The organism is Prosthecobacter debontii, assembly GCF_900167535.1.
GTDB classification, from domain to species: Bacteria; Verrucomicrobiota; Verrucomicrobiia; order Verrucomicrobiales; family Verrucomicrobiaceae; genus Prosthecobacter; species Prosthecobacter debontii.
The window spans coordinates 63,048-86,617 of record NZ_FUYE01000011.1; the positions used below are offsets into that span (position 1 = coordinate 63,048).

18 protein-coding genes are annotated in these 23,570 nt (G+C 56.4%); 13 read left to right on the forward strand and 5 right to left on the reverse strand.

Annotation, left to right across the window (positions count from 1 at the left end):
• Positions 1-2: 2 nt before the first annotated feature.
• Both B5D61_RS16165 and B5D61_RS16170 read right to left on the reverse strand, forming a co-directional pair.
• Positions 3-731, reverse strand: a complete 729-nt coding sequence (locus tag B5D61_RS16165) for an SDR family oxidoreductase (RefSeq protein WP_078814453.1) — start codon at positions 729-731, stop codon at positions 3-5.
• A 54-nt stretch (positions 732-785) separates the two neighbouring features.
• A complete protein-coding gene (locus B5D61_RS16170; protein WP_078814454.1) occupies positions 786-1,550 on the reverse strand; it encodes an SDR family NAD(P)-dependent oxidoreductase in 765 nt (254 codons plus the stop codon).
• A 175-nt stretch (positions 1,551-1,725) separates the two neighbouring features.
• Between B5D61_RS16170 and B5D61_RS16175 the strand changes: the two genes are divergently transcribed.
• From B5D61_RS16175 to B5D61_RS16195, 5 genes are all read left to right on the forward strand, one after another.
• Positions 1,726-2,658 (forward strand): AraC family transcriptional regulator, encoded by a 933-nt coding sequence (locus tag B5D61_RS16175; RefSeq protein ID WP_078814455.1) that lies wholly within the window; start codon positions 1,726-1,728, stop codon positions 2,656-2,658.
• 60 nt (positions 2,659-2,718) lie between these two features.
• The gene (locus tag B5D61_RS16180) at positions 2,719-3,975 is read left to right on the forward strand and encodes a polysaccharide pyruvyl transferase family protein (RefSeq protein ID WP_078814456.1); all 1,257 of its coding nucleotides are present in this window, start codon (positions 2,719-2,721) and stop codon (positions 3,973-3,975) included.
• Between the two features lie 68 nt (positions 3,976-4,043).
• Positions 4,044-4,517 (forward strand): TspO/MBR family protein, encoded by a 474-nt coding sequence (locus B5D61_RS16185; RefSeq protein ID WP_078814457.1) that lies wholly within the window; start codon positions 4,044-4,046, stop codon positions 4,515-4,517.
• A gap of 182 nt (positions 4,518-4,699) precedes the next feature.
• Positions 4,700-5,956 carry an amidase gene (locus tag B5D61_RS16190; RefSeq protein WP_078814458.1) on the forward strand — a complete coding sequence of 419 codons (1,257 nt, stop codon included), beginning with the start codon at positions 4,700-4,702 and terminating at the stop codon, positions 5,954-5,956.
• Positions 5,953-6,726 carry a tetratricopeptide repeat protein gene (locus B5D61_RS16195; protein ID WP_078814459.1) on the forward strand — a complete coding sequence of 258 codons (774 nt, stop codon included), beginning with the start codon at positions 5,953-5,955 and terminating at the stop codon, positions 6,724-6,726. The genes B5D61_RS16190 and B5D61_RS16195 overlap by 4 nt, the downstream gene beginning before the upstream one ends.
• 41 nt (positions 6,727-6,767) lie before the next feature.
• Here B5D61_RS16195 and asnB read toward each other — a convergent pair whose 3' ends face one another.
• Positions 6,768-8,756: an asparagine synthase (glutamine-hydrolyzing) gene (gene asnB / locus B5D61_RS16200; protein WP_078814460.1), complete on the reverse strand. Its 1,989-nt coding sequence runs from the start codon at positions 8,754-8,756 to the stop codon at positions 6,768-6,770.
• 293 nt (positions 8,757-9,049) lie between these two features.
• On the opposite strand from asnB, the gene B5D61_RS16205 reads away from it, so the two are divergent.
• From B5D61_RS16205 to B5D61_RS16230, 6 genes are read left to right on the forward strand one after another with little or no spacing between them, the layout of a single operon-like run.
• On the forward strand, positions 9,050-16,774 hold the full coding sequence (locus tag B5D61_RS16205) for a type I polyketide synthase (RefSeq protein ID WP_078814461.1): 7,725 nt from the start codon (positions 9,050-9,052) through the stop codon (positions 16,772-16,774).
• A 6-nt stretch (positions 16,775-16,780) separates the two neighbouring features.
• On the forward strand, positions 16,781-18,133 hold the full coding sequence (locus B5D61_RS16210) for a condensation domain-containing protein (protein WP_078814462.1): 1,353 nt from the start codon (positions 16,781-16,783) through the stop codon (positions 18,131-18,133).
• Between the two features lie 9 nt (positions 18,134-18,142).
• Entirely contained in the window at positions 18,143-19,159 is a 1,017-nt protein-coding gene (locus tag B5D61_RS16215) for a fatty acid desaturase family protein (protein ID WP_078814463.1), read from the forward strand.
• A 37-nt stretch (positions 19,160-19,196) separates the two neighbouring features.
• The gene (locus tag B5D61_RS16220) at positions 19,197-19,922 is read left to right on the forward strand and encodes an ABC transporter ATP-binding protein (protein ID WP_078814464.1); all 726 of its coding nucleotides are present in this window, start codon (positions 19,197-19,199) and stop codon (positions 19,920-19,922) included.
• On the forward strand, positions 19,919-21,034 hold the full coding sequence (locus B5D61_RS16225; RefSeq protein WP_078814465.1) for an ABC transporter permease: 1,116 nt from the start codon (positions 19,919-19,921) through the stop codon (positions 21,032-21,034). The genes B5D61_RS16220 and B5D61_RS16225 overlap by 4 nt, the downstream gene beginning before the upstream one ends.
• Before the next feature lie 41 nt (positions 21,035-21,075).
• Positions 21,076-21,861, forward strand: a complete 786-nt coding sequence (locus tag B5D61_RS16230) for an outer membrane lipoprotein-sorting protein (protein ID WP_078814466.1) — start codon at positions 21,076-21,078, stop codon at positions 21,859-21,861.
• A gap of 20 nt (positions 21,862-21,881) precedes the next feature.
• On the opposite strand, the gene B5D61_RS16235 is transcribed toward B5D61_RS16230, so the two are convergent.
• Both B5D61_RS16235 and B5D61_RS16240 read right to left on the reverse strand, forming a co-directional pair.
• A complete protein-coding gene (locus B5D61_RS16235; RefSeq protein ID WP_078814467.1) occupies positions 21,882-22,061 on the reverse strand; it encodes a hypothetical protein in 180 nt (59 codons plus the stop codon).
• Between the two features lie 95 nt (positions 22,062-22,156).
• Complete coding sequence (locus tag B5D61_RS16240; protein ID WP_078814468.1) at positions 22,157-22,648, reverse strand: YciE/YciF ferroxidase family protein; 492 nt, start codon at positions 22,646-22,648, stop codon at positions 22,157-22,159.
• Between the two features lie 204 nt (positions 22,649-22,852).
• Here B5D61_RS16240 and B5D61_RS16245 point away from each other — a divergent pair, with 204 nt between their 5' ends.
• Both B5D61_RS16245 and B5D61_RS16250 read left to right on the forward strand, forming a co-directional pair.
• Positions 22,853-23,104, forward strand: coding sequence for a hypothetical protein (locus B5D61_RS16245; RefSeq protein ID WP_078814469.1), 252 nt, complete (start codon positions 22,853-22,855; stop codon positions 23,102-23,104).
• Between the two features lie 68 nt (positions 23,105-23,172).
• Positions 23,173-23,487, forward strand: a complete 315-nt coding sequence (locus tag B5D61_RS16250) for a plasmid stabilization protein (RefSeq protein ID WP_078814470.1) — start codon at positions 23,173-23,175, stop codon at positions 23,485-23,487.
• The last annotated feature ends 83 nt before the right edge of the window (positions 23,488-23,570 follow it).

A 23,570-nucleotide genomic window follows, 5' to 3' on the forward strand; every position in this document is an offset into this window, starting at 1 on the left:
GATCATTGTGCCCCTGCTGTCGGGCGGACGATGATTTCGTTCACATCCACATCGGCAGGTTGCGCGATGACGTAAGCCATGGCTCGGGCGATGGCATCGGGAGTGAGCGCCACCTTGCGGAACTCATGCATGGCTGCGCGGGTATCGGGATCGGAGATGGTATCGGCCAGTTCAGACTCCACAACGCCGGGGGAGATGATGGTCACACGCACGTCCTTATTCTCCAGTCGCAAGCCTTCAGAGATGGCACGCACGGCGAACTTGGTGCCGCTGTAAACCGCACAGGTCGGCCAGACCTGATGTCCACCGATGGAAGACAGATTGATGATGTGACCCTTCTTACGAGCCTGCATATCGGGCAGCACAGCTGCGATGCCATGGAGCACACCACGGATGTTCACATCGATCATGCGATTCCACTCATCCACCTTCAGTTCATGAAGGGGCGACAAGGGCATGACCCCGGCATTGTTGATGATCACATCCACCGGTCCGAATTTCTCTTTCGCGAAAGCGACGAAGTCCTGCATGTCTTGGAGGCTGGTCACATCCAGGGCCCGGAATTCCGCTTGCCCGCCCGCCGTGTGAATTTCGGTAGCCAGTTTTTGCAGACGATCGGTGCGGCGTGCGCCGAGAACCACACGATGCCCAAGAGAGGCGAGGTGACGTGCGGTAGCTTCGCCAATACCGCTGCTGGCTCCGGTGATGAGGATGGTTTGAGTCGTGTTCATAATGTTTGATGAATGAGTTGTTAGGTTTGAATGAGGGAAGGGATAAGATGGGCATTACAAAAACATGCCGCCTGATGCTTCGAGGCGTTGGGCATTCACCCAGCGGCCTTCTTCCGTGCAAAGAAAGACGACCACACCGCCGATATCATCGGGTTCGCCCACACGGCCCAGGGCCGTCTGAGAAGCGAGGAAGTCCTTCACGCCTGGGTGAGAGAAAGCCTCGGTGGTGAAATCTGTCGCGATGGCCCCAGGCGCGACGGCATTTGCCCGGATACCACGGCTCCCCAGTTCCTTGGCCAGATAACGGGTGAAGACTTCGATGGCACCTTTCATGGAGGCGTAGGCGGAATAACCAGGAACAGCGAAACGCGCCAGACCTGTGGACAGGTTGACGATGGCTCCGCCATCGGCCAGCAGAGGCAGTAGCTTCTGCGTCAGGAAGAAGACGCCTTTGAAGTGGATGTTGAAAAGCGCATCGAAGTTCTCTTCCGTGGTTTCAGCAAAGGGCGCTGAAGAATCAATGCCTGCGTTATTGATCAGGTAATGAAAGCTATCCTGAGCCCATTGGGTGCGCAGTGTTTCTTCGACGCTCTGGACAAAGGTTGGAAAGGCGGAAACGTCGGCCGCTTCAAAGGGGAGGGCGGCAGCTTGGCGCCCCAAGGTTTGGATCTCAGCGACGACGGCGAGGGCTTCCTCGCGGCGGCTGCGATAGGTGAGGATGACGTCCTTTCCGCTCTTGGCGAGCTGCAGGGCGATGTTACGACCAAGACCCCGACTGCCCCCGGTGACGAGAGCGATTTTAGTGTTCTGCGATTTCATAGAGGTGTGTGCGTTTAGGCGTTAGAAGTTCCTCAAAAGCTGATTTGGAACTGTGCTAACCCTGCCTCATCACCCCCCGAAAAAACAAGGCACGTTCATCTAGAATACTTGCCTGATTCTCTGAATGCATGGATATTTGGGAGTGTAAACGGCAAATCTATTGTCTGATCATCCTATGAAGAGGACCGTTAAAACCACCCTAGAGGCACCTGCTTTACCCGCCCGAAACTCTTCTCTAGCCGCGTTATTACGAGATCTCGTTCGCGAAGAAGGTTTTGGGGGATCGGCGTTGCCGGAGGTGCGGTTAATGTATTCCACAGAGACCTACCCCAGCGCCCCTGTATCCTATGAGCCGAGCATCGTCATCATCGCACAGGGGCGTAAACGGGGGCGGTTAGGCAACCGCGTCTTCACCTATGATCCCAGTAACTATCTTGTGCTGTCGCTGCCTTTGCCTTTCGAGTGTGAAACGATTGGCACTGTGGAAGAGCCCATGTTGGGAATGGCGGTGCGGGTCAGTCCCACCACCATCGCTGAGCTGCTTCTGGATATGGATACTCCTGCATCCTACCTGGAGCCAACAGGGCATGCCATTGACGCGATGCCTCTTACATCTGAAGTCCATGATGCGGCAGTTCGATTAGCCCGTTGTCTTCGTTCTCCTGTTGAGGCACGGATCCTCGGCCCGCAGATCATTCGCGAAATGACTTACTGGGCACTGCGTGGAGGTCAAGGTCCTGCGTTGCGAGCCTTAGCCAGTCCGCAGAGTAACTTCGGCCAGATCGCGCGAGCGCTTCGGCGTATGCATCTGGACTATGATCAAACGCTGGATGTTCCTTCGCTGGCTCGTGAGGCGGGGATGAGTGTCTCGACGTTTCATGCTAACTTCAAAGCGGTGACGGCCTATCCACCTCTGCGGTATCTCCAGACCATTCGTCTCCATAAGGCTCAGGTGATGATGGTGAATGGTGTGCCTGTCGCCGAGGCGGCGAATCGTGTAGGCTACGAAAGCCCTTCGCAATTCAGCCGCGAGTTCAAGCGCTTGTTCGGCGGCACACCGAAAGAGATCACTTCACGTTCTCGCGTAGCCTTGTCCATGTTTTCTTGAGTCGGAAAAACTGTCCAAAAAAGCTCGCTGAGGGCCTCATGTTGAGACTATCCTTTTCCCATGATGACCGATCGCCGCACTTTTATTTCCGCCGTTACTGCCGCTCTTGGAGGCTCTCTTTTTGCAGCTTCAGGAAAGGCGAAGACCGTTCTGCTTCAGTCGGCTTGGGATACCATCAATATCGGTGACATCGGCCACACGCCCGGCACGCTGCGCATCTTAGAAGAGCACCTACCGCAAGTGAATGTGGTGCTTTGGGCCATGAAACTGGATGAGCGTGTGGAAGCGATGCTGCGTCGTCGTTTTCCCAAGGTGAACATTGTGCGCGGAAGCCTGAAAGGAACCACCCTTGCCGACAAAGAAGTCCAGCAAGCCATCGCTTACTGCGATTTGTTCATTCGCAATTCCGGCATGGGCCAAGGCACAGACTACATGGAATACTGCCACAAGCTCGGCAAACCCTACGGCCTTTACGGCCAATCCTTTTTCCCCAGCATGGTGGAGGGAAAGGGTGCAGCGGAACGCATCGCACTGCTGGATGCAGCTGCCTTCATCTATTGCCGTGAAACCAAGACGCTGAACATCCTCAAGAACGCAGGGGTTAAAACACCCGTGCTCGAGTTTGGCCCCGACGGCTGTTTCGGCATTGATGTGCGCGATGATGAGCGCGGCCTCGCGACCCTGAAGAAATTGGGACTGGAGGACCGACAGTTCATCACGCTGCAACTGCGGACGCATACCGCCAAGCATGAAGGGGTGGATAACCCGCCGCTCAATCCCTTGCATCCGACACCTGAGATGATTGCTGACGATGAACGGCGCGCTGCGAAGTATCGTGATCTGGTGACGCGCTGGGTTCAGAAAACCGGCAAGAAAGTGCTCATCGCTCCCGAAGTGAAAAAGGAGATGGTGCATAACAAACGATTGATCTTCGATTTACTGCCTCCTGAGATTCAGACGAATGTGGTGAACCTGGAAGAGTTCTGGAATGCTGATGAAGCTGCCTCCGTTTTTGCTCGTGCCCATACCATCGTCTGTCACGAGCCTCATTCACCGATCATCGCACTGGCCAATGGTACACCGATCATCCATACCTATTCTGAGTTTCACAGCCCGAAATGCTGGATGTTCAAAGACATCGGCTTGAACGAGTGGTTACTGGAGTTTGATGAAACACCCGTCGAGACAATGGAGGAGACTCTGCTGACCATTGACGCCGATTATCCCGCCGCACTGGCCAAAGTGAAGAAGGCGATGGAGTATGTCCATCAACGCCAGGCGGACACGATGAAGACGGTGCAGCAAAGCATGGCTTGAAGATGCCTGACGGGCTGGCGTTGGCTGAATACGCTCAGGCAGGACTTACGGTGCGTATTTAGAGCATCATGACTCCGTCTAAACGTTCCGCTTTGGCACTCTTCGCTTTTTTCCTGGTGACCTTCAGCGCTCCTATCTTGGGATCGCTGTGGATGCCAGGCGAGTGGTATGCTGCCCTTGAAAAGCCTTCTTGGAATCCGCCTTCATGGCTTTTTGGTCCGGTCTGGACTGTCTTGTACATCGTCATGGCGATTGCGGCATGGCTGGTGTGGAAAAAGGGTGAGTTTAAGTTTCAGGCAAAGCCCTTGACTTGGTATTTCATTCAGCTCGGCCTGAATGCGGCTTGGACACCGCTCTTTTTTGGAGCCCATGAATTACTCGCATCATTGGTGGTCCTTGCGGCTTTGTGGGTGGCGATTCTAATGACCGTTCTTTTGTTCCGTCCCGCGAGTTCGGTGGCCTCCAATTTGATGATCCCCTATCTCGCTTGGGTCACGTTTGCGTCGTCACTGAATTACGAAATCTGGCGTCTGAATCGTTAGCGAGAAACTGAACGGAGGGTCAAGATTGCCCCATCCAGTTTGCTTGGAGCTAGCGATAAAGAGGGTGTTAAAAGTTTCGAGTCACCCGAATGAAAACCGCCGGTCGGCGTTTCCTAGTTCTCGGCTTTTGACGCTCAGCCTCTATGAATCTTCATCAGCGTCTTGTGCCCCTGTCGTCATGCATGGCGAGAGTCCTTCTCGTGAGTTTGGCTCTCAATGGCTGCACAGCCACGCGGCCTGCCCGGGGTCCCACCGACCACGCTTTCATCCACTACTGGCCTGCTCCTGAAGGCAATCAAGCTTTGCGCTTGGCGGTCAAAGACTTCATTGATGTGAAAGGTTATGTGACCAGCGCCGGCTCAGAATACGTGGCTAAACACAATCCACCGGCCACCCGCGATGCCGAATGCCTGAAGATAGCTCGGGAGAGAGGCGTGCATATCGTTGGTAAAACCAATGCCAGTGAGTTTGGCGTGACGTCTTCGGGAGTGAATCCTTATTTCGGCACGCCTCGCAGCCCACTGACGGATCGGAAGCATCGGGTGATCTCGGGGGGATCCTCCAGCGGGTCAGCCGTTGCCGTGGCCACGAACTTAGCGGATGTGGCCTTTGGCACGGATACCGGAGGTTCGGTGCGCATCCCTGCAGCCTGCTGCGGCGTCTATGGTCTCAAAACCACGTTTGGATTGGTATCGCTCAAAGGGGTGTTCCCGATGTCGCCCAAGAATTTGGATACCGTGGGGCCCTTGGCCAAAAATATTCCCAACCTTGTGCGGGGGATGAGTCTTTTGAAACGCGGGTTTGAAAAGGAATATGCGGAAGCTGTGGCGGATAGACCGACCGGAAGGAACTTTACCGTAGGCCGCCTATATGTGGACGGCACCGATCCCGCTATTGATCAGGCTGTGGATGCTGCTTTGAAGAAGGCCGGGTTTAAAGTCATACGTCTCAACGAACGGTTCAAAGAAGCCTGGGATCAAGCTCAGAAAGATGGACTCACGATTGCGGTGGGAGACGCCTGGACGAATGATGATCAATACCGAAACAAACGGGGTGTATCAGCTGTGACAAAAGCCACCATTTTGTTAGGCCAAGTCGAGCATCTCACCGGTGGCTATGATCGGGCTTTGCAGAATCGCTCGTCTTGGCAGCGCTGGCTCCGTCGAACGTTTCAGCAGGTGGATATCATCGCTTTGCCAACTTTAAAGAAACAACCTCCGCCGATACCCAGATTCGGGGGGTCTGCGCTTTTTGAAGCCACGACCTTTGCATTGCAAAATACAGTGAGTTTCAATTTTTCCGGCAACCCTGCGTTGGCCATTCCGGTGCCCCTCAAAGAAGGAGAGATCCCGATGACTAGCTTGCAGCTTGTGGGTCCTCGCTTGAGCGAAGCAGAACTTTTGAACGCAGGGCGCATTGTGGCCTCCAAGCGTTTATGAACTTATTGGATGTTAGGCATGTGATTGCCGGTTTATGCTTTTCTTTCGCATTCTGCACGGGGACGCAGGCTCAAAATCAAAGTGCCCAAGATTGGGTGCAAGCGGGCCGTGTTTATGAGTCGAAGCTGGAGAGCCAAAGAGCTTTAGATTGCTATTTGCAAGCGGAGAGGCTGGCTCCCACAGATGCGGATCTTTTGGTAAATATTGCCCGTCAGTATCGGCATCTGATGGCTGATGCGAGGTCTGAAAAAGACAAGCTTCGTCTCGGAAATCAGGCTTTGGAATATGGATACCGTGCGGCTAAACTTGGACCTCAGAATTCCGACGCCCAACTCTCGGTCGCCATCAGTTACGGCAAAATGCTGCCTTTGCTGGGGGCGAAAGAGCAGGTCCAAAGCTCTAAACTCATTCGTCAAGGCGCTGAGCGAGCCATTCAACTCAATCCTCGCAATGATCTTGCGTGGCATATCTTAGGCCGATGGCATCGGAACGTCGCTGAGATCAGCGGGCTGAAACGCACGTTGGCAGCCCTCGTTTATGAAAAACTGCCTGAGGGGACTCATGCCGATGCGGTGAAATGTTTCACCAAGGCCATGGAGATCAATCCCAAACGGCTGATTCACTACATTGAGCTCGGGCGCACTTATGCGCAGATGGGGGAGCCCAGCGAAGCTCGACGCTTTTTAGCTAAAGGTCTGAAAATGCCAAGCGTGGAAAAGGATGATGAAGAATCAAAGGCGCTGGGTCGCAGCGTTTTGGCTAAACTTTAAGCCCATTCGCAAGGAGTTGAGCTAGCGCTTTGGCAGGTGCCTCATCCCAGAGCCTGAGTATAATGCTGTCCTGCCTGAGATGGCAATCCACAAAGGTTGCCATCGATGTAGAGATGATGCCAAAGCTGAGTGGCGACGACTGCCGCAAGACCTAACTCAATCGAAAGACGGGGTAACGAACCCGGCCGCATCTCCTGATAAGCGCGCCGCCAATGGCGAATGGCTTGGGGATCGAAATAGCCGGTCCTCTGCAAGGATTCTTCGCTAACAAGCTGCCGCACGTACTCGGGTTCAGGCTCCAGATGGAAGCTATCCAAAGGCGCTCGGAAGATGACCTTGCCGCGTTGATAAATGGAAGGCGGCAGCCAGCGCTCGGCCAGAAGGCGGAGCAGGTGCTTGTCACGGAAGCCGTGGAGCTTCCAGTCGGGGTGCAGTTTGGAGCAAAAGTCGAAGACTTCTTCATCCAGGAAGGGATAACGGACTTCGACCGAGGAGTGCATGGCCACGCGGTCGCCCTTAGCCTGGAGCAGATGCCCAGCAAGGGTGACACGTCCGGCAACCCAAATGCCCCGGTTGAGAGGATGCCACTTTTTAGCACGCTCCAGATTCAGCCCGAGGTCAGCCCAGGGGCTGGAATTGGCGAGAACACCTTGCATGGACTCGCCGTAAAAACGCAATCGGGACAGGCCTAACAAACCATAAGAATCAATCCAGGCGTTAGGGCCGCCGATCGTTTGCTCGATGTTTCGTCGAAACTGTTTCGGGAACTGCGGCACCTTACTCAATCGGAGGAAAGCTCGGCGTGCATAGTCGCTGAGACGCAATCCAGGGATGGCATCCAGATATCCGGCGAGTTTAGCCGCTTTATACCAGGGATAGCCGACAAGCCATTCGTCGGCACCTTCCCCCGTGAGGACCACCTTTTGACCGCAGGCATGGACTTTCTGCGCCAACTGAAGCAGGGAGGCACAAGACGTATCGATGACAGGGGCCTCGGCGGCTTTGATCAGGTCAGGATATGTATCAATGGCATCCTGATGATCGAATTGCTGCACGACAGGCGGTGGCGCCCCAATATGCTTGGCGACAAGACTGGCAGCACTCAGTTCATCTAGAGCTGGGTCATTTACCTGCACGGTGTACGTCGAGATGGACTTCCCACGCAGGTGGCACGCTAAGGCCAAGATCATGCTGGAGTCCACACCCCCGGAGAGATAGGAACCTACAGGCACGTCCGCTCGCAACCGTTTATCCACGGCGTTCAGCATGACTTGCTCGAAGGCATCCACCAGCTTCTGTTGATTCGGGTGCGGCTCTTCTTGACCCGCATCTGGGAAGTCCATTTCCCAATAGCGACGCTCTTGGATTGATGTCGTTCCGGTTCGGCCCCAGCCGGGTTTCACTTCGAGGAAGTGGGCTGGAGGCAGCATCTGAATGCCTTCGAAGCAGGTGATGGGGCCCGGTAACGCGGAAAAGGCAAAGATGTGATCGAGGCCTCGGCGATCCGGTTTTGCCGGCACGGCCCCTGATGCGAGCAAACTCTTGATTTCTGAAGCGAATAAGAGCCAGTCGCCCTGCCGGGTCCAGTAAAGCGGGCTGATCCCAAAGCGATCACGACCTAACAAAAGTTTCTGCTCACTTTCGTCCCAAAGAGCAATAGCAAACTGGCCACGCAATTTTTCGAAGACACCTTCAGCGCTTTCCTCCCAAAGATGAGGAATGATCTCGGTATCACAATGGGTAACAAGGGTATGCCCACGAGCCGCTAACTCAGCCCTCTTTTCGATATGATCGAATAATTCGCCATTGAAGACGACGGAGACCGTTTTCGCTTCATTGTGCATGGGCTGCTGCCCATCTGCCAAGCCCACGATGCTGAGTCTGCGGGAGGCGAGAGCAAGGCCAGGGCGAACGAAAAACCCCTCTTCATCGGGGCCACGATGATAGAGAGCCTGAGACATCCTTCGAATGACTTCATCAGGCACCGGGCGCTGCCCGACCAGATCCACGACGCCAGCTATGCCACACATTAGGGTAGGTAATTCGGAGGTTGGTTGCTAAAATTCACCTTCATATCGCATCTGGCGGGCGTCTTGCGCCTCTGCCTTCAGTGCGGCATGAGAAAAATTCAGCCTAGAAGGTGAGATAGAGGGCAGATGGCAAACCGAAACGCTGACTGAGTGATTAAGGCTGACTGGTAAAAATGTAATTTTCCCGAAAATGGGAGGCGCACCTCACAAGGCAAAGCCGATTCGATAAAGGTTACCCTGACGTCATCCCGTCTGCCGTTAACCAATGAATCTTCACTTACGCTCGAACCTGCATGCAAAAAGAAGGAATCGCCATTATTGGTATCGGCTGCCGTTTTCCCGGTGGCGTGAATGACGTTGAAGCATTTTGGAAGCTTCTGGCGGAGGGGCGGGATGCTGTTTGTGAGGTGCCTGCCGATCGTTGGAACGTCGAGCGTTTCTATGACGCCGAGCCGAATCTGGCGGGTAAATCCATCGCCAAACGCGGAGGCTTCTTGGACTCCATTGATCAATACGACCCCCAATTTTTCGGTATTTCACCGCGCGAGGCTCCTTTTGTCGATCCCCAACAGCGCCTGGTTCTGGAGACAGCCTGGGAAGCCATTGAGGACGCAGGGATTGTTCTGGATCTGGAAAAAGGAACCGATATTGGCGTGTTTGTGGGTGTGTCTCACACCGACTACCAGATCATCCAAGGCACACCGTTTGATTCTGCAGGGATTGGCGCGCACTCCTCCACGGGAAGCGCTCACTCCATTGCGGCCAACCGCATCTCGTATTCGCTCAACCTGACAGGTCCCAGTGTTTCCATGGATACGGCTTGCTCCTCGGCTCTGACCGCTGTGCATGCCGCCTGTGAATACATCTGGACTGGCCGAGGTCACACAGCCTTAGCGGGTGGGGTCACGGTGATGATCACACCGGGGGGATTCATCGGATTCTCCCAGGCCTCCATGCTCTCCCCAGATGGGAAGTGCAAGGCCTTCGATGCGGAAGCCAATGGCTTCGTTCGTGCAGAAGGCGCTGGTATGGTGATGGTGAAGAAGCTGTCTCAGGCCCTGGCTGACGGCGATCCGATTCAGGGTGTCATTCTGGGCAGCTCGCTCAATCAAGACGGCCACACCAATGGTATCTCTTTGCCCAGCCCTGAAGCTCAGGCTCGCTTGGTGAAAGACGCTTGCATCGATGCGGGTATCAACCCTAGCCACATCGGTTATGTGGAGGCGCACGGCACGGGCACCGCTGTAGGTGACCCTATCGAAGCGACGGCTCTCTCAGAAGCCTTATGCGTTGATCGTCCAGAGGGCCAACCGCTGGCCATGGGGTCCGTCAAGACCAATCTGGGACACATGGAAACCGCGGCAGGTGTGGCAGGTCTAGTGAAGGCGATGCTCGTTCTCAAACACGGTAAGATCCCGCCGAATCTCCATTACACCTCACCGAATCCGCACATTGATTTCAAGGAACTGAAGCTACGCGTGCCGACCGAGATGGAGGACTTTCCCTCTCATCTCCCGGTGCGCATGGCAGGGGTTAATTCCTTTGGCTTCGGTGGAGCGAACTCCCACGTCATTGTGGCGGAGGCGCCCAAACAGCCCAAGGTAAAAATGCCCGCGTCGGCCTTCGAGCGCTCCTGGCCGCTGGTCGTTTCAGCCCGCTCTGAAGAAGCTTTGAAAGCCAATGCTTACCGTTTGGGCACTTGGATTGAAGATCACGAAAGGTCCAATGGCAGTTCCCCCTTGCTGCCTGACCTGACCTACACTCTGGGAGCACGCCGCAATCATCATCAGTATCGACTGACGCTGGTCGCTCGGAGTTCCCATGAAGCAGCTACAGCACTCCAAGCCTTTGGCATGGGCCAAGAGGTGCCGAGCATTCGCAGCGGATTTTCTCCCCGTCGCGAAACCGCTGCCCGCGTCGGTTTCGTCATGAGTGGTCAGGGGCCACAGTGGTGGGGCATGGGCCGTGAGTTGATGAAAAACGAGCCCGTCTTCCGCAAGGCCATGGAGGCCTGTGCCAAAGCGCTCGATCCCTGGACGCATTTTTCATTGCTCGAAGAACTCGCTCGCGATGAGAAGGACTCGAAGATGAGCATGACCGAGATCGCTCAGCCGGCTATCTTTGCCATGCAGGTGTCTCTGGCTGAGTTGTGGAAGTCTTGGGGAGTTCACCCTGCGGCCATCGTCGGTCACAGTGTCGGTGAAATCGCCGCTGCCTGTGTCGCTGGTGTATTGAATCTCGAAGAAGGAGCCAAGGTCATCGCCCTGCGCGGACGTTTCATGAACGAATGCGCTCGCGGTGCAGGCACCATGTTGGCGGTAGGCCTCAATGAAGAGCAGGCCCTGGCGGTCATTGCTCGGCATGATCGCGTGGTCAGCATTGCCGCTTTCAATGGTCCTCGTTCGCTGACACTCTCCGGTCCTAAAGCCTCGCTTGAGGCCATTCAGAAGGAGCTGGAAGCCGACGGTGTCTTTGCCCGCTTTGTGCGTGTGGATCATCCATTCCATCACGCCTTCATGCAGCCTGCGGCGGATGAACTCGTGGCGGCTCTGAAAGACCTTCAGCCCCGTGAGGAGATCGTTCCTTTCTTTAGCACGGTCACGGGTGATCGTATCACGGGGAAGGAATGTGACGCTGATCACTGGGGGCGTGGCATTCGCCAAGCCGTCATGTTTGCTCCTGCGGTCAACGCACTGGCTGATTTTGGTGTGGATGTTTGGCTGGAAATCACCGCTCACCCAGCCCTCTCGGTTTCCATTCAGGAATGTCTGTCCGCACGTGGCATGAAAGCTCCAGTGGTTGCCTCCGCACGTCGGGACCGCGAACACGAGCATATGCTTGAATCTGCCATGGAGTTGCACCGGGCTTGTGTGGACTTGGATTTCAAAGGTCTGACCCCTGGCCGTTATCAGCATACTCTACCGACTTATGCGTGGGATAAAGCCCGCTGGTGGAATGAATCCCCGGATTGGCGCGAAGGCCGTCTGGCTGCTGGTGGCAAAGGCATGCTGGATATCCGCCTTCCTCGCGCCATCCCGACCTGGATCGCCCGCCTGGACAACCGCCACATGGCCTATCTCAAGGATCACAAAGTGGAAAGCCACGTCGTGTTCCCTGGCGCTGGTTTCGTCGAACTCATCCTGGAAGCCGGGGCGCAGTATTTCGAGGGCCGTCCGTTCGCCATCGAAGACTTCGAGATCCGTAAACCGCTGATCCTTCCAGAAAACCCCGCTGGTCTGCTGCTTGAGATCACTTATGATCCGAATGAGCGCACCTTCGCCATTCAGAGCAAGTTTGAACAAGGGGCCGCTTGGTCCGTGCATGTGGTCGGTTCGATGCGTGGTGAACGCACGGAGTCCATCTTCAACGGCACCACCTGGGAAGGCGCTGCCGAGGGCCTGATCTCACTGGACACTACTGATTTCTACCAGCACATGAGCGACCTCGGCCTGCGTTATGGAGACGAGTTCCGCGCTGTGCGTGAACTTTGGGCGGGTGGTGGCAAAGCCGCAGGTAAGGTGGCTCTGTCGGAAAACATCGCGTCTCGTGCGGGTGAATACTGCCTGCATCCGGTTCTACTGGATGGTGCCCTGCACACCTTCTCGGCCGGATCCAAAACGGTCGAAGACCGCAAGGCGAAGATGAAGCTTCCCGTGCGCTTTGGCCGTATCCTTTACCTTCGCTCCCCAGGCGCAGTGACTCGAGTCCAGGCCAAGGTGGTGCAGTTCAACGAAGAGTTCATCGAGGGCAACATCGGTCTCTACGACGATGCCGGTAAACCTTGTGTCCTCGTGGATGGCTTCCGTGCCATCAGCATGGCCGCCGCACGTCGTGCCGGCACCAGCAGTACGCGCGATCTGCTTTACCACGTGGATTGGGAACGCACCCCCACCACGGAAGCACCTGCACCGCTGGCCCCAGTCTCACTGGAGCAGTTGAAGAAGGCAGCGCAGAAGACCCTGGAGGAAGTCATCGCGGTGCGCGGTCGCGATCATCTGGAGGCCACGATGGCCTCCGAGGATGACCTCGCCGCAGCTCAGATCGCCCGCGGTCTACGCTCCATGGCCTCCAGCTTGAAGGCGGGTGAAGTCTGGACAGAAGACTCGCTCAAAGTGGCCGAGCCGATGCGCCGTGTTTACAAACATCTTGTGAACGATCTCGCCCAGCGTGGTCTGCTCCAGGTGAAAGGCGAAGGTCACGTGCCGACCGCCACGTTCGATGCTGCGGCGGACTCCTCTACGAACGAACTCAAGCAGTTCCTCGACAAGCATCCGGGCCATCTTCCTGAAGCCCAACTCTGCTCCATCACCTGCTCGGAGCTAGGCCCGATCCTGCGGGGTGAAAAAGATGCCGTGCAGGTGCTCTTCGGCGGTTCCAACAGTGACTTGCTCGATCAGTTCTACGGTGATGGTTTGCTCTCCAGTCACTGGATGGCCATGATCACCAGCGCGGTTCAGGAAGCTGCCAAAAACCTGCCGGAAGGACGTGGTCTGCGCATCCTGGAGGTCGGTGCAGGCACCGGCGGTCTCAGCGCCTACCTACTGCCGATGCTGCCACGCGGCGTGCATTCCTACACCTTCACCGATGTCTCGGCTGGGTTCTTCTCTGTGGCGGGCCAAAAGCTCGCGGCCTTCCCTGAGGTCGAATACAAAGTCTTCAACCTGGAAAAATCCGGTTTGGAGCAAGGCTTCGAACCAGACAGCTATGACATCGTCGTCGGCACCAATGTGATCCATGCCGTGGCCGATGTCCGCGCCACTCTGGGTTACATCCACGAAGTGCTCAAACCCGGCGGCAGCCTCGTCTTCATGGACGTGGCCAGCCCGCAGCTTTGGACGGAGTCTGTTTTCGGCCTCACCAGCGGCTGGTGGCATCTCACCGACCGCGATCTGCGCCCGGATCAACCGCTAATGCCTCGCGAGAAGTGGGAAGCGGCGATGAAGGAAGTTGGTTTCAGCGAAACCACCTCCGTTCCCGGTTTGAAAACCCCGCGCGGTGGCGAAGGTCAGATTGGCCTCTTCGGTCGCAAGGCCTGGAAAGAACCGGCCGCCGCCGAACCAACGATTCAACAACCGACCGAAGCCTCCTGGCTTATCTTCGCCGACAAGGGCGGTTTGGGTGATCGTCTGGCCATCCAGCTCGGTGCTTCTGGAACCCGTGTGCGCATCGCTCGTCGTGGTGATGAATACGCGGTGAAGGGTGACGAATACACCCTGCGTGCGAACACGCCGGAGGACTGGATGAAGCTGGTCACTTCCTACGCGGACGACACGCCGCCGGAGCGCATGACCTATCTCTGGAGCCTGGATGAACCTGCGGGCAAAGGCGAGGGCGATGCCGCTCTCATGGGCATCGATGCTCTGCTGCACCTGACCCAGGCCATCGAAAACACCACGCCAGCCGCCAAGCTGCGCATGGACCTGATCACCCGTGGTGCCCAGCCTGCGGGCGAGCACATGGGCCTCACGAATGTGGCCCAGGCTCCGTCCATCGGCGTCTTTCGCGTGATCCTCAGCGAGCATCCGAACTTCGCCTGCCGTGGCCTCGACCTGCCACCGGAAGCCACCGCTTCCGATGACACGTTGCTCTGGAACGAACTGCTCCGCGAACACGGCGAGCGCGAAATCGCCATCCGTGGTGAAGCCCGCTACGTGCAGCGCATCAAGCGCGGTCTGCCCGTGCAGGAAGTGACGCTGGACAGCAAGGTCCCGCTGCGTCTGGAATCCCGCGAACGCGGCATGCTGGACACGCTGCGCATGACGCCTTTCACCATGCCGGTCTGTGGCGATGGCGAGGTGCTCATCGAAGTGAAAGCTGCAGGCATGAACTTCCGCGATGTGCTGAAAGCCCTCGCTTTGTATCCGGCAGAAACCCCAGATGCGCGCATCTTTGGGGACGAAGTCGGCGGTATCGTGGTCGCCACTGGCAAGAATGTCAGCCATGTCACCGTCGGTGACCGTGTGTTCGGTCTGGCCGTTTACGGTTTGTCCACGCACACCCTGGCTCGGGGAGGCGATGTGGTGAAGATGCCGGACTGGATGTCCTTTGAAGAGGCCGCCACGCTGCCAGTCGTCTTCATGACCTCCTGGCATGCGCTCTACAACGTGGCCCGCATGCGCAAGGGCGAGAAGATCCTCGTCCATGCCGGGGCCGGTGGTGTCGGTATGTCCGCCATTCAGATCGCCCTGCATCTCGGCTGCGAAGTCATCGCCACCGCAGGCAGCCCTTCGAAGCGTGCATTGCTGCAAACACTGGGCGTGAAGCACGTCATTGACTCTCGTCGCGCGGACTTCGCCGATGCGGTGATGGAACTCACCAACCGCAAGGGTGTGGATGTAGTCCTCAACGCGCTGGCTGGTGAAGCCATTCCGATGGGGCTTTCCTGCCTCGCCGAGTTTGGCCGTTTCATCGAGATCGGCAAACGCGACATCTACTCAAACTCGCGTATCCCGCTTTGGCACCTGCGTAAGAACGCTTCCTTCCACGTCGTGGCCATGGATGCGGTCTTCGGGGGTGATGAAGAACTGACACGCAAGTTGTTAGGCGAACTGCTGGAACTGGTCGAGGCCCGCGCCCTGCGTCCTCTGCCATTCCGTTCCTTCCCGGCGGGTCGTGTGGATGCGGCCTTCCGTCTCATGGCGGCTGGCAAACACATCGGCAAGGTAGTGGTTGCCTTCACGGATGCGTTTGTGAACCGTCGCAGCGAAGCTCCGGCTCCGGGCTTTGAAGTGAAGTCCGATGGCACCTATCTCATCACCGGAGGTTTCGGCGGCTTCGGCCGCGTGCTTTCCAACTGGCTGGTCGATTGCGGTGCTCGTCACCTGTCCCTGGTCGGTCGTAGCGGTGCTTCCACGGCGGAGGCGAAAGCTTTCGTCAAGGATCTCGAAGGCCGTGGCGTCAATGTCCAGATCATCAAGGCTGATGCCGGAGAACCTGCGGATGTCACCCGCATGCTTCAGGAAGTGGAGGCGGCTAAGGTGCCGCTGAAAGGCGTCTTCCATCTGGCCATGGTCATTGATGATGCGCCGATGGGTGTGCTGAACCGTGAACGCATGCGCACCGTCTTGGCTCCCAAAGCCTTGGGTGCCTGGATGCTGCATGAAGGCACGCTGGATCAGAACCTCGACTGCTTTGTCATGTTCTCCTCCATCTCCAGTGTGTTTGGCAACCCGGCCCAGAGTAACTACTCCGGTGCCAACGCCTTCCTCGACTCGCTGGCCCATCATCGCCGCGCTCTCGGACTGCCTGCGCTGGCCGTGAACTGGGGTGTGCTGGGTGGTGAAGGATATGTCGCCCGCAACGAGAAGGTGGCTGAGTTCCTGGCCCGCCAGGGCACCTCTGCTATTACTCCGGGTGAAGTTACTTCCCTGCTGGAAACCTTCCTCACCGCCGGTTCTGCCCAGGTGGCTGCCCTGCGTGTGGACTGGAGCAAATGGCGTCAGTCCTTCCGCGGGCTGCAGGAGAATCCGCTGCTCGAACACATCTTCGCCGCAGGCGTGGACAGTGCCGAATCTGGCGGAGTCACGAGCGACTGGCGTGGCAAGATCGATGCGGCACCGGCCGAGGAACGTGTGGGGCTCATTGCCCAGGCGCTCCGTGAAGTGGTCGGCTCTGTGCTCCGCGTGAAACCGGACAGCCTGCGCGATGACCAACCGCTCACGGATTTGGGTCTGGACTCCCTCATGGGGGTGGAGATCGAAAACCTCATCGAGAGCACCATCGGCGTGGCTCTACCGCCGACCAGCCTCATGCGTGCCCGCACCATCGGCCAACTTGCTGCGCTGATCGGTGAGCACCTGGGCGCTGCTTCCGGTTCCGGGTCTGCGGCTCCAGCCAAACCAGCCGCTCCGGCGGTGGTCGAGGCTGCACCCTCCGTGGAGGAAATCGATCTGGATGCCATCTCCGATGCCGACATCGCCAGCCTGCTGGATGATGAACCAGCCGCTAAAGCAGCTCCGCTGGAGAAGTCTGACACGGCATCTTCGGCGAAGAAGTCTAAATCCAAAGCGAAGGCCTGAGTCCGAATGTCACAGGATCTCCGAGCCAATCTCAAACAGTGGCTGGAGAGCGGTGAAATCCGTCTCCAGCCCCTGAGTCTGCCGCAGCGGGAACTCTGGGAAAACTCCCCGGTTCCTCCTGGCGATATTGGGAACCACATCTGTGCCTTCATTGAGGTAACGGGCCACATCACGCCGGAGGATTGCCGCGAGGCACTTCGTTTGGTTGTGGAGCGGCAAGAGGTGCTGCGCCTTTCCTTCTTACCGGGGAAAGGCCAGCCCTTTCAGATGATTCGAGTGACCGGCACCGTGGCGATGAACTATCGTGAATTGCCACCCGAACAGCATTCCCAAGAAGCACTGGAAGAGGTCATGGAAGAGATCTTCCGCCAGCCTTTCGACATGCTGCGTGGGCCGCTCTATCGCGTTGAGATGCTTCAGCGAGGTCCCAACCGACAGGTGCTGGTTTTTGCCATTCACCATGCCATCGCCGATGGCTGGACCTTGGGTGTCTTTGTTCAGGATCTGGCCGGGGCTTATCTCCAGAGCAAGATGAGCAAGGGCACCCCGCTGCCTCTGCCTGACATGACTTACACGGCCTGGGCTGCGACTGAACGCGCGGCTTGGCAACCGGGACCGGAGATGGATTCCCGCATCAAGTTCTGGAAGGAGCAGTTCACCGAAATCCCACGGCTGTGGGAGCGACCAGCGGACCTAGAAGATCGTTCGGGTAAACTCACACGCTGGGCCTCCAGCGTTCCTCCTGAGGCCACGCGCGAGATTCGAGCTCTGGCCAAGAGCATTGGGGTCACTTTGTTCAACACGCTGCTCACGGCTTTCCAGATCACCCTGGCGCAATGGACCGGCAAAACCGACATCATCGTCGGCAGCCCCGTGGCGAATCGTAACTACGCCGCTGCAAAGGAAACCATGGGTTACTTCGCAGGGGTTGTGCCTCTGCGTGGTCGGGTCAATGCCCAACTTCCTTTCGCGACAGCGGCTAAGGCGATGCAAGACCAAACGATGGACTGCTTTGCCAATGCGATGCCCTTTGCCGAATTGGCCAAGGCATTGGGGCTCGCACTCGAAGAGGGGCACAATCCGATCTTCGATGTTCGGTTTGCCCTGCAAAACCATCCCGTGCCTGATGTCACGCTTCCTAGCTTAGCGTTTAAGCTGCGCATGCGCTCCACCGGCACGGCGCGTTTTGACCTCGCCTGCGAAGTCACTGAAGACGGAGATGAGTTGGAAGTGGTGTGGCTCTATCGTCCGTCTCTTTTTGACAAAACGGACATGGAAGAACTCAATCGCCGCTATCAGAAGGTGCTGGCAGACGTATTCCATTCTCCCCACACTGCCATCTCCAGCCTCACAGCCTGACCGAATGTGATGAATGCATCGACCACATCCTCCGATCCGCTGAATCTGAATGTCCAAGGCGATCTCGCCGATCCCCATGAAGCGCATTGGATCAGCCGTTCGGCCTTTCAGATCCTGGTCTTCATTTTGGTCTTCATTCAGGCTGGTCTGTTCGCCTCTCTTTATTATGACGTCACCTGGCTGACCGTCGTGACGACACTGCTGGCTGGGCATTTCATGCACGGTGTGCTCATTGGCTTTCATGAAGCCTCGCACGGGTTGCTGCGCAAGAATCGCACCTTCAATGAGTTTGATGGCGTCTTCATCGGCATGTTAAGCCTCACCAGCTTCACGCTCTATCGTGTGCTGCATCAGAAGCATCATATGTATCTGGCTACGGAGCGGGATGAAGAACTCTGGCCTTTCAATGATCCTTCCAAGCCCCGCTGGTTCCGCTGCTCGGCGGCCTTTCTGGAGTTGTGTTTGGGCCTGTTCTTCACGCCCTATTTGTTCCTGCGCTGCTTCTTTGCCAAGGACACCACTGTCCGCAGCCCGCGGGTCCGCAAACGCATCTGGAAGGAACTGATCGGCACTCTGGTCTTTTGGGGAGTTGTCGTCAGCATCGTCGCTTGGTTTGGCCTGTGGAAATACTACTTCTGCATGTATCTCATCCCTGCGATGCTCGCGGCCAATCTGCAAAGCTGGCGCAAGTACATTGAGCATGTCGGGCTGCGCGGCACCTCGGCCACTGGAGCGACCCGCAGCATCGTGAGTGAAGGCATCGCTGGCAAGCTGCTGGCCTTCAGCCTGCTGCACGAGCCTTTCCACGGCCTGCATCATCGCCATGCAGGGCTGCACCATTACGAGCTGCCTGCCCGCGCATCGGAGCTGGAACCCAAGACGCCGGAAGAGACCAAGCCTTACCCTAACTACCGCTCAGCCGTATTCGATCTGCTGCGTGATCTTGCGGATCCCAAAGTAGGGCCGCAATGGTTCAGCCAGACGAAGACAAAGGATGTCACTAACTCTGTGGCGATGCCCGGTTGAAACGGACTGGGCCACAACCACCTTTCCCGATCCCTTCATGAGTTCCACCCTTGCGTCTGCTGGCTCTGCCGCGCCTGTTTACGAAGCCATCGACCTGAAAAAGGACTATGACGGCGGTCAGGTCCAAGCGCTGCGTGGGGTCAGCTTTCGGGTGAATGCGGGCGAGTTCGTAGCGATCACGGGCCCTAGCGGCTGCGGCAAAAGCACGCTGTTGCAGATGCTGGGTGCCCTGGATAAACCAGATACCGGCACGCTGAACTATCGCGACCAGTCCTTGCCAGACTTGACGGATCCTCCGGCTTATCGAGCCCATGAAATCGGCTTTATCTTTCAGGCCTTTCATCTGCTGCCGACTTACACCGCTGTGGAGAATGTGCAGATCCCGATGTTTGAGGGGAAACTGGGGACGAAAGCTCGTCGGGATCGTGCGATTGAATTGCTCACCCAAGTGGGTCTCAGTCACCGCATCCATCATTTCCCCGGCAAGCTCTCTGGGGGTGAACGCCAGCGAGTGGCCATTGCTCGAAGCCTAGCCAATAATCCAGGCGTGCTTCTGGCGGATGAACCCACGGGTAATCTCGACAGCAAGAACGCGGCGCAGGTCCTTGAACTCCTGGTGAAACTCCACCAGGAACAACGGACAACGCTGATCATGGTCACACATGACATGAGCATCGCTCGCATGGCGGAACGTGTCCTCTTAATGAAAGACGGACTCATTGTTTCAGATGGCAACCTCGACGTGGAGCCTAACCAGCTATGACTTTCCTAACCATCGTCATACGCGGCCTTTTACGCCGGCGCATGCGCACCGCGCTGACGCTGGTGGGCATCTCCATCGGCATTGCCGCCGTGGTGGCCCTGGTGGGCATTTCAGAAGGCTTTGAGAAAAGCTGGGCCAAGGGACTTAATGCCCGCGGCACCGACATCGTGGTGAGTAACATGGGAGGTGCCATGGTTCCCAAACCGTTTCGAATGGATGTGCGGGATCGCATAACCGCTCTGCCGGAAGTCGCTGCGGCAGACATGCTGATGGTCGAATTGATGAGCGTGGAAAATGCCAACATGATCATGGTCTCAGCACGTGAGTGGGGGGGATTCACGTGGGAAAATCTGAAGCTGATTTCGGGTCGGCTGCCTCATGATACAAAGGAACCCGCCGCAGTGCTGGGTCAAACAGCGGCTGAAGTGCTGAACAAAAAGGTTGGTGATTCGCTGCAAATCGAGGCGACCGAGTTGACGGTTGTCGGCATCGTCAATGGGGGGGCCCTCGTCGAGAATGGATCGATCATTCTAGCCCTGCCCATTCTTCAAGAAATCATGGCCAGCGAAGACAAAATCAATGTTGTGGATGTGCGTGCACGAGCTGGCATGACCGAAGCGGAACTGGAGGCCTTATGTGCCAAGATCAATCAGCTAGTCCCTGAGGTCAGAGCTGTATCCGTGGCTCAGCATTTGTCACACAGTCAGGGTTATCAGATGATTCGTGCCATGAGCTGGGGGACTTCGTTGCTGGCGGTTCTCGTCGGCGTGCTGGGTGTGATGAACACCATGCTGATGACGGTCTTTGAACGAAAACAAGAAATCAGCGTGCTTTTGGCCATCGGCTGGAAGCGCAATCGCATCGTGCGCATGATTCTTTGGGAGTCGGCCTTGCTGGGATTCGCTGGGGGCATAGGAGGTGTGATCCTGGGGGTGGTCGGCACGCATCTCATGCAGGCTGCACCTGCCATTAAAGGATTGTTAGAGCCGGATCTCGGCGCATTGCTTTTGCTGCAAGCTGTGGCGATCGCAGTCACGGTGGGGGTGCTCAGTGGTCTGTATCCAGCCTGGCGAAGCGCCCGTTTAAATCCGGCTGCGGCCCTCAATGGCTGATTAAAGGCGTGCAAAACCGAGGTGTCCTTCGATTCCTTTCCATGATGACCCAGCGAATTTTTCTCTCCGGTTTGATCTCCACCTTCGGACTCTTCTGTTTCCCTGCTTTGACGCTGGCTCAGGCACCTTCTGGCAAGGAGTTAGCAGCAGAGTTGAATGCCGCTCATCAAGATGGCACCTCTTACATCCGCATGAGATTGGAGGTGAATGGCGGAGGTGCCATTCAAATCCAGAGCAAACAAAGACATGTTCAGGGGAGTTCTGAGACCATCTATCAGATCCTCTTTCCGAAGGAACGTAAAGGTGAGTCTGTGTTGTTGAAAAAGACCTCGAGTGGTGCGCCTTCAGGCAGTGTGTTCATTCCACCCTCGGAAGAGAAAAGCCTGAGCGCGGGTGACATGAAGCAGCGTCTTTTCGGAAGCGATCTCACTTATGAAGATATGATTGGAAACTTCTTTGCCTGGTCCAATCAATCCATTCAGGGCCAGGAAGACATTGGCCGCCATACGTGTTGGATTTTGGAATCCAAACCTTCGGCTTCCGATCATTCCAGTTATGCCTCGGTGAAAAGCTGGATCGATGTCGAACGCAAGGTGCCACTCAAGGTCGAAAAATATGATTCAAAAGGGGCTCTTCAAGTGAGCATTGAAACCACCAACGTCGAAAAAGATGATTTGGGGAGATACTTACCTGCGAGCCTGGAAGCCAAGCGCAGTGGCAGTGGGGGAAGCAGCGTTTTTGAAGGTTCCCGCATCAAGCACGGAGTCGGCCTCACCGATGCAGATTTTACACCTCAAGCGCTGAAAGACTTGACTGTGCCGAAGTAACACCGAGGTCGGGACTGTGATCAGTTCGGCGACTCGTTGGTGGTCGTTGGAATCGGTGCGTCGGGCTTTGGCATGGCTCTGCCCCATAGGATCATCCACATGATCAAACCCAGAAGAACGAGCGCTGCTAATGTCATGACCACACAGCCTTTCCCCGATTTTCCGGACTGCTTGTCTTGTTCGGTGAAGCTGTCATTCATGGCCAGATGGAATTTAAAGTCAGCAGGACGCTCAAATCAAAACCCGGCATCCTGAGTGAACCCCAGAATGCCGAGTGAGAAGGTCGGAGCTAGGCTCAGCCCGCCGCTGAAACGTTGATTTCAGACAGCGCGAGTTTGCTGAGTTTTTTGTCCGTCGCGCCTTCTTCGTCCAAGGTCTGCTGGAGGATCTTCTGTCCTTCTTTATCTCCCAGTAGTTCGGCAAAAGAACGCGCACAGCCGTAGCCGGCGATTTCATAGTGCTCCACGCGTTGAGCCGCGCAGATGAGACCCGCGTCGATGACTTCAGGGTCGCCTTCTTCTTCTATCATCTCAGAGCCTTCTTTGATCAGTCCTTCCATGGCTTTGCACTTGGGGCCACGCGTGGTTTGCTTGTGACTGGAGAGCAGTTTCTCCAGACGGTTGGCGTGTTCACGGGTTTCTTCCAGATGCAGCTCAAAGCCCTCTTTCAATTTCTCATTGGAAGCGGCTTTAGCCATTTTAGGAAGGGCCTTGATCAATTGCTTCTCCGCATTGTAGAGGTCCTTGAGTTGATGAATGTAAAGGTCGGTAAGAGTTTCTAGCTTCATAGCGGCAGGAGTTCGGGCCAGTGGGTAGGGCAGGATGTATGCGGGATATAAATTTTCCGAACATTTTAAAGATGAACAATCCTTGTTCCGTCAGACTGGAATAACCAATGTTGATAAGTTGTGAATAGGGGTCGGCACAACCGACATCAGCGTGGGCAGCGAATCATCGACGTACGCACTCGTCACCCTAAACCCCCCAATGTTATGACCACCGATCCCATTATTCTCATTCCACCGACGCATGAGCAGTCTGTTTATGGTTTTCACGTGGAAGAGCGTTTGCTGACACGCTTTTTGGAGTTTCTTGAACAAAAAGGTTTGAGCCCATGGAGACCTCCGGTGCCTTTGGACAAGAACGATGCCAACGAGCAACCGTTGATTCAGGTCGATGTCGAGTCCAAGGCCACCCAAGCCATGATGGAAGATCTCAAAACCGAATTCTTGAGTCAGGAATGAATCCTCTTTTCGGTGTGACATCCAGAGAGTGCGGATGAAGCGATCCGTTGATTGAATCTTATTTTGTTATGCCAAAAGGAGATAAATCCAGCTACACGGACAAGCAGAAGCGCCAGGCTGAGCACATCCAAGAGAACTATGAAGATCGGGGTGTGTCGGAAGCCGAAGCCGAAAGTCGTGCTTGGGCCACTGTGAATAAGACCTGGGGTGGAGGTAAGAAAAGCGGCTCAGGTCGCGGCAAGCCCGAGGATAAAGGCCCCGCTAAAAAAGGAGGTCGGAAAGGTGGGGCGGCCTCTGCTGCCAGATCCGCTGCGGAGCGTTCGGCCTCAGCTCGCAAAGCCGCAGCGACACGCAAGAGACGTGCTGCAGCAAAGAAGGCATGACAAGGATCTCGTCTTCTTTGGGGGATGCTCTTGAGGTAGTCGCTCGGCTATAGACGCAAGTGTGAGGTCAGCTACGAACTTTC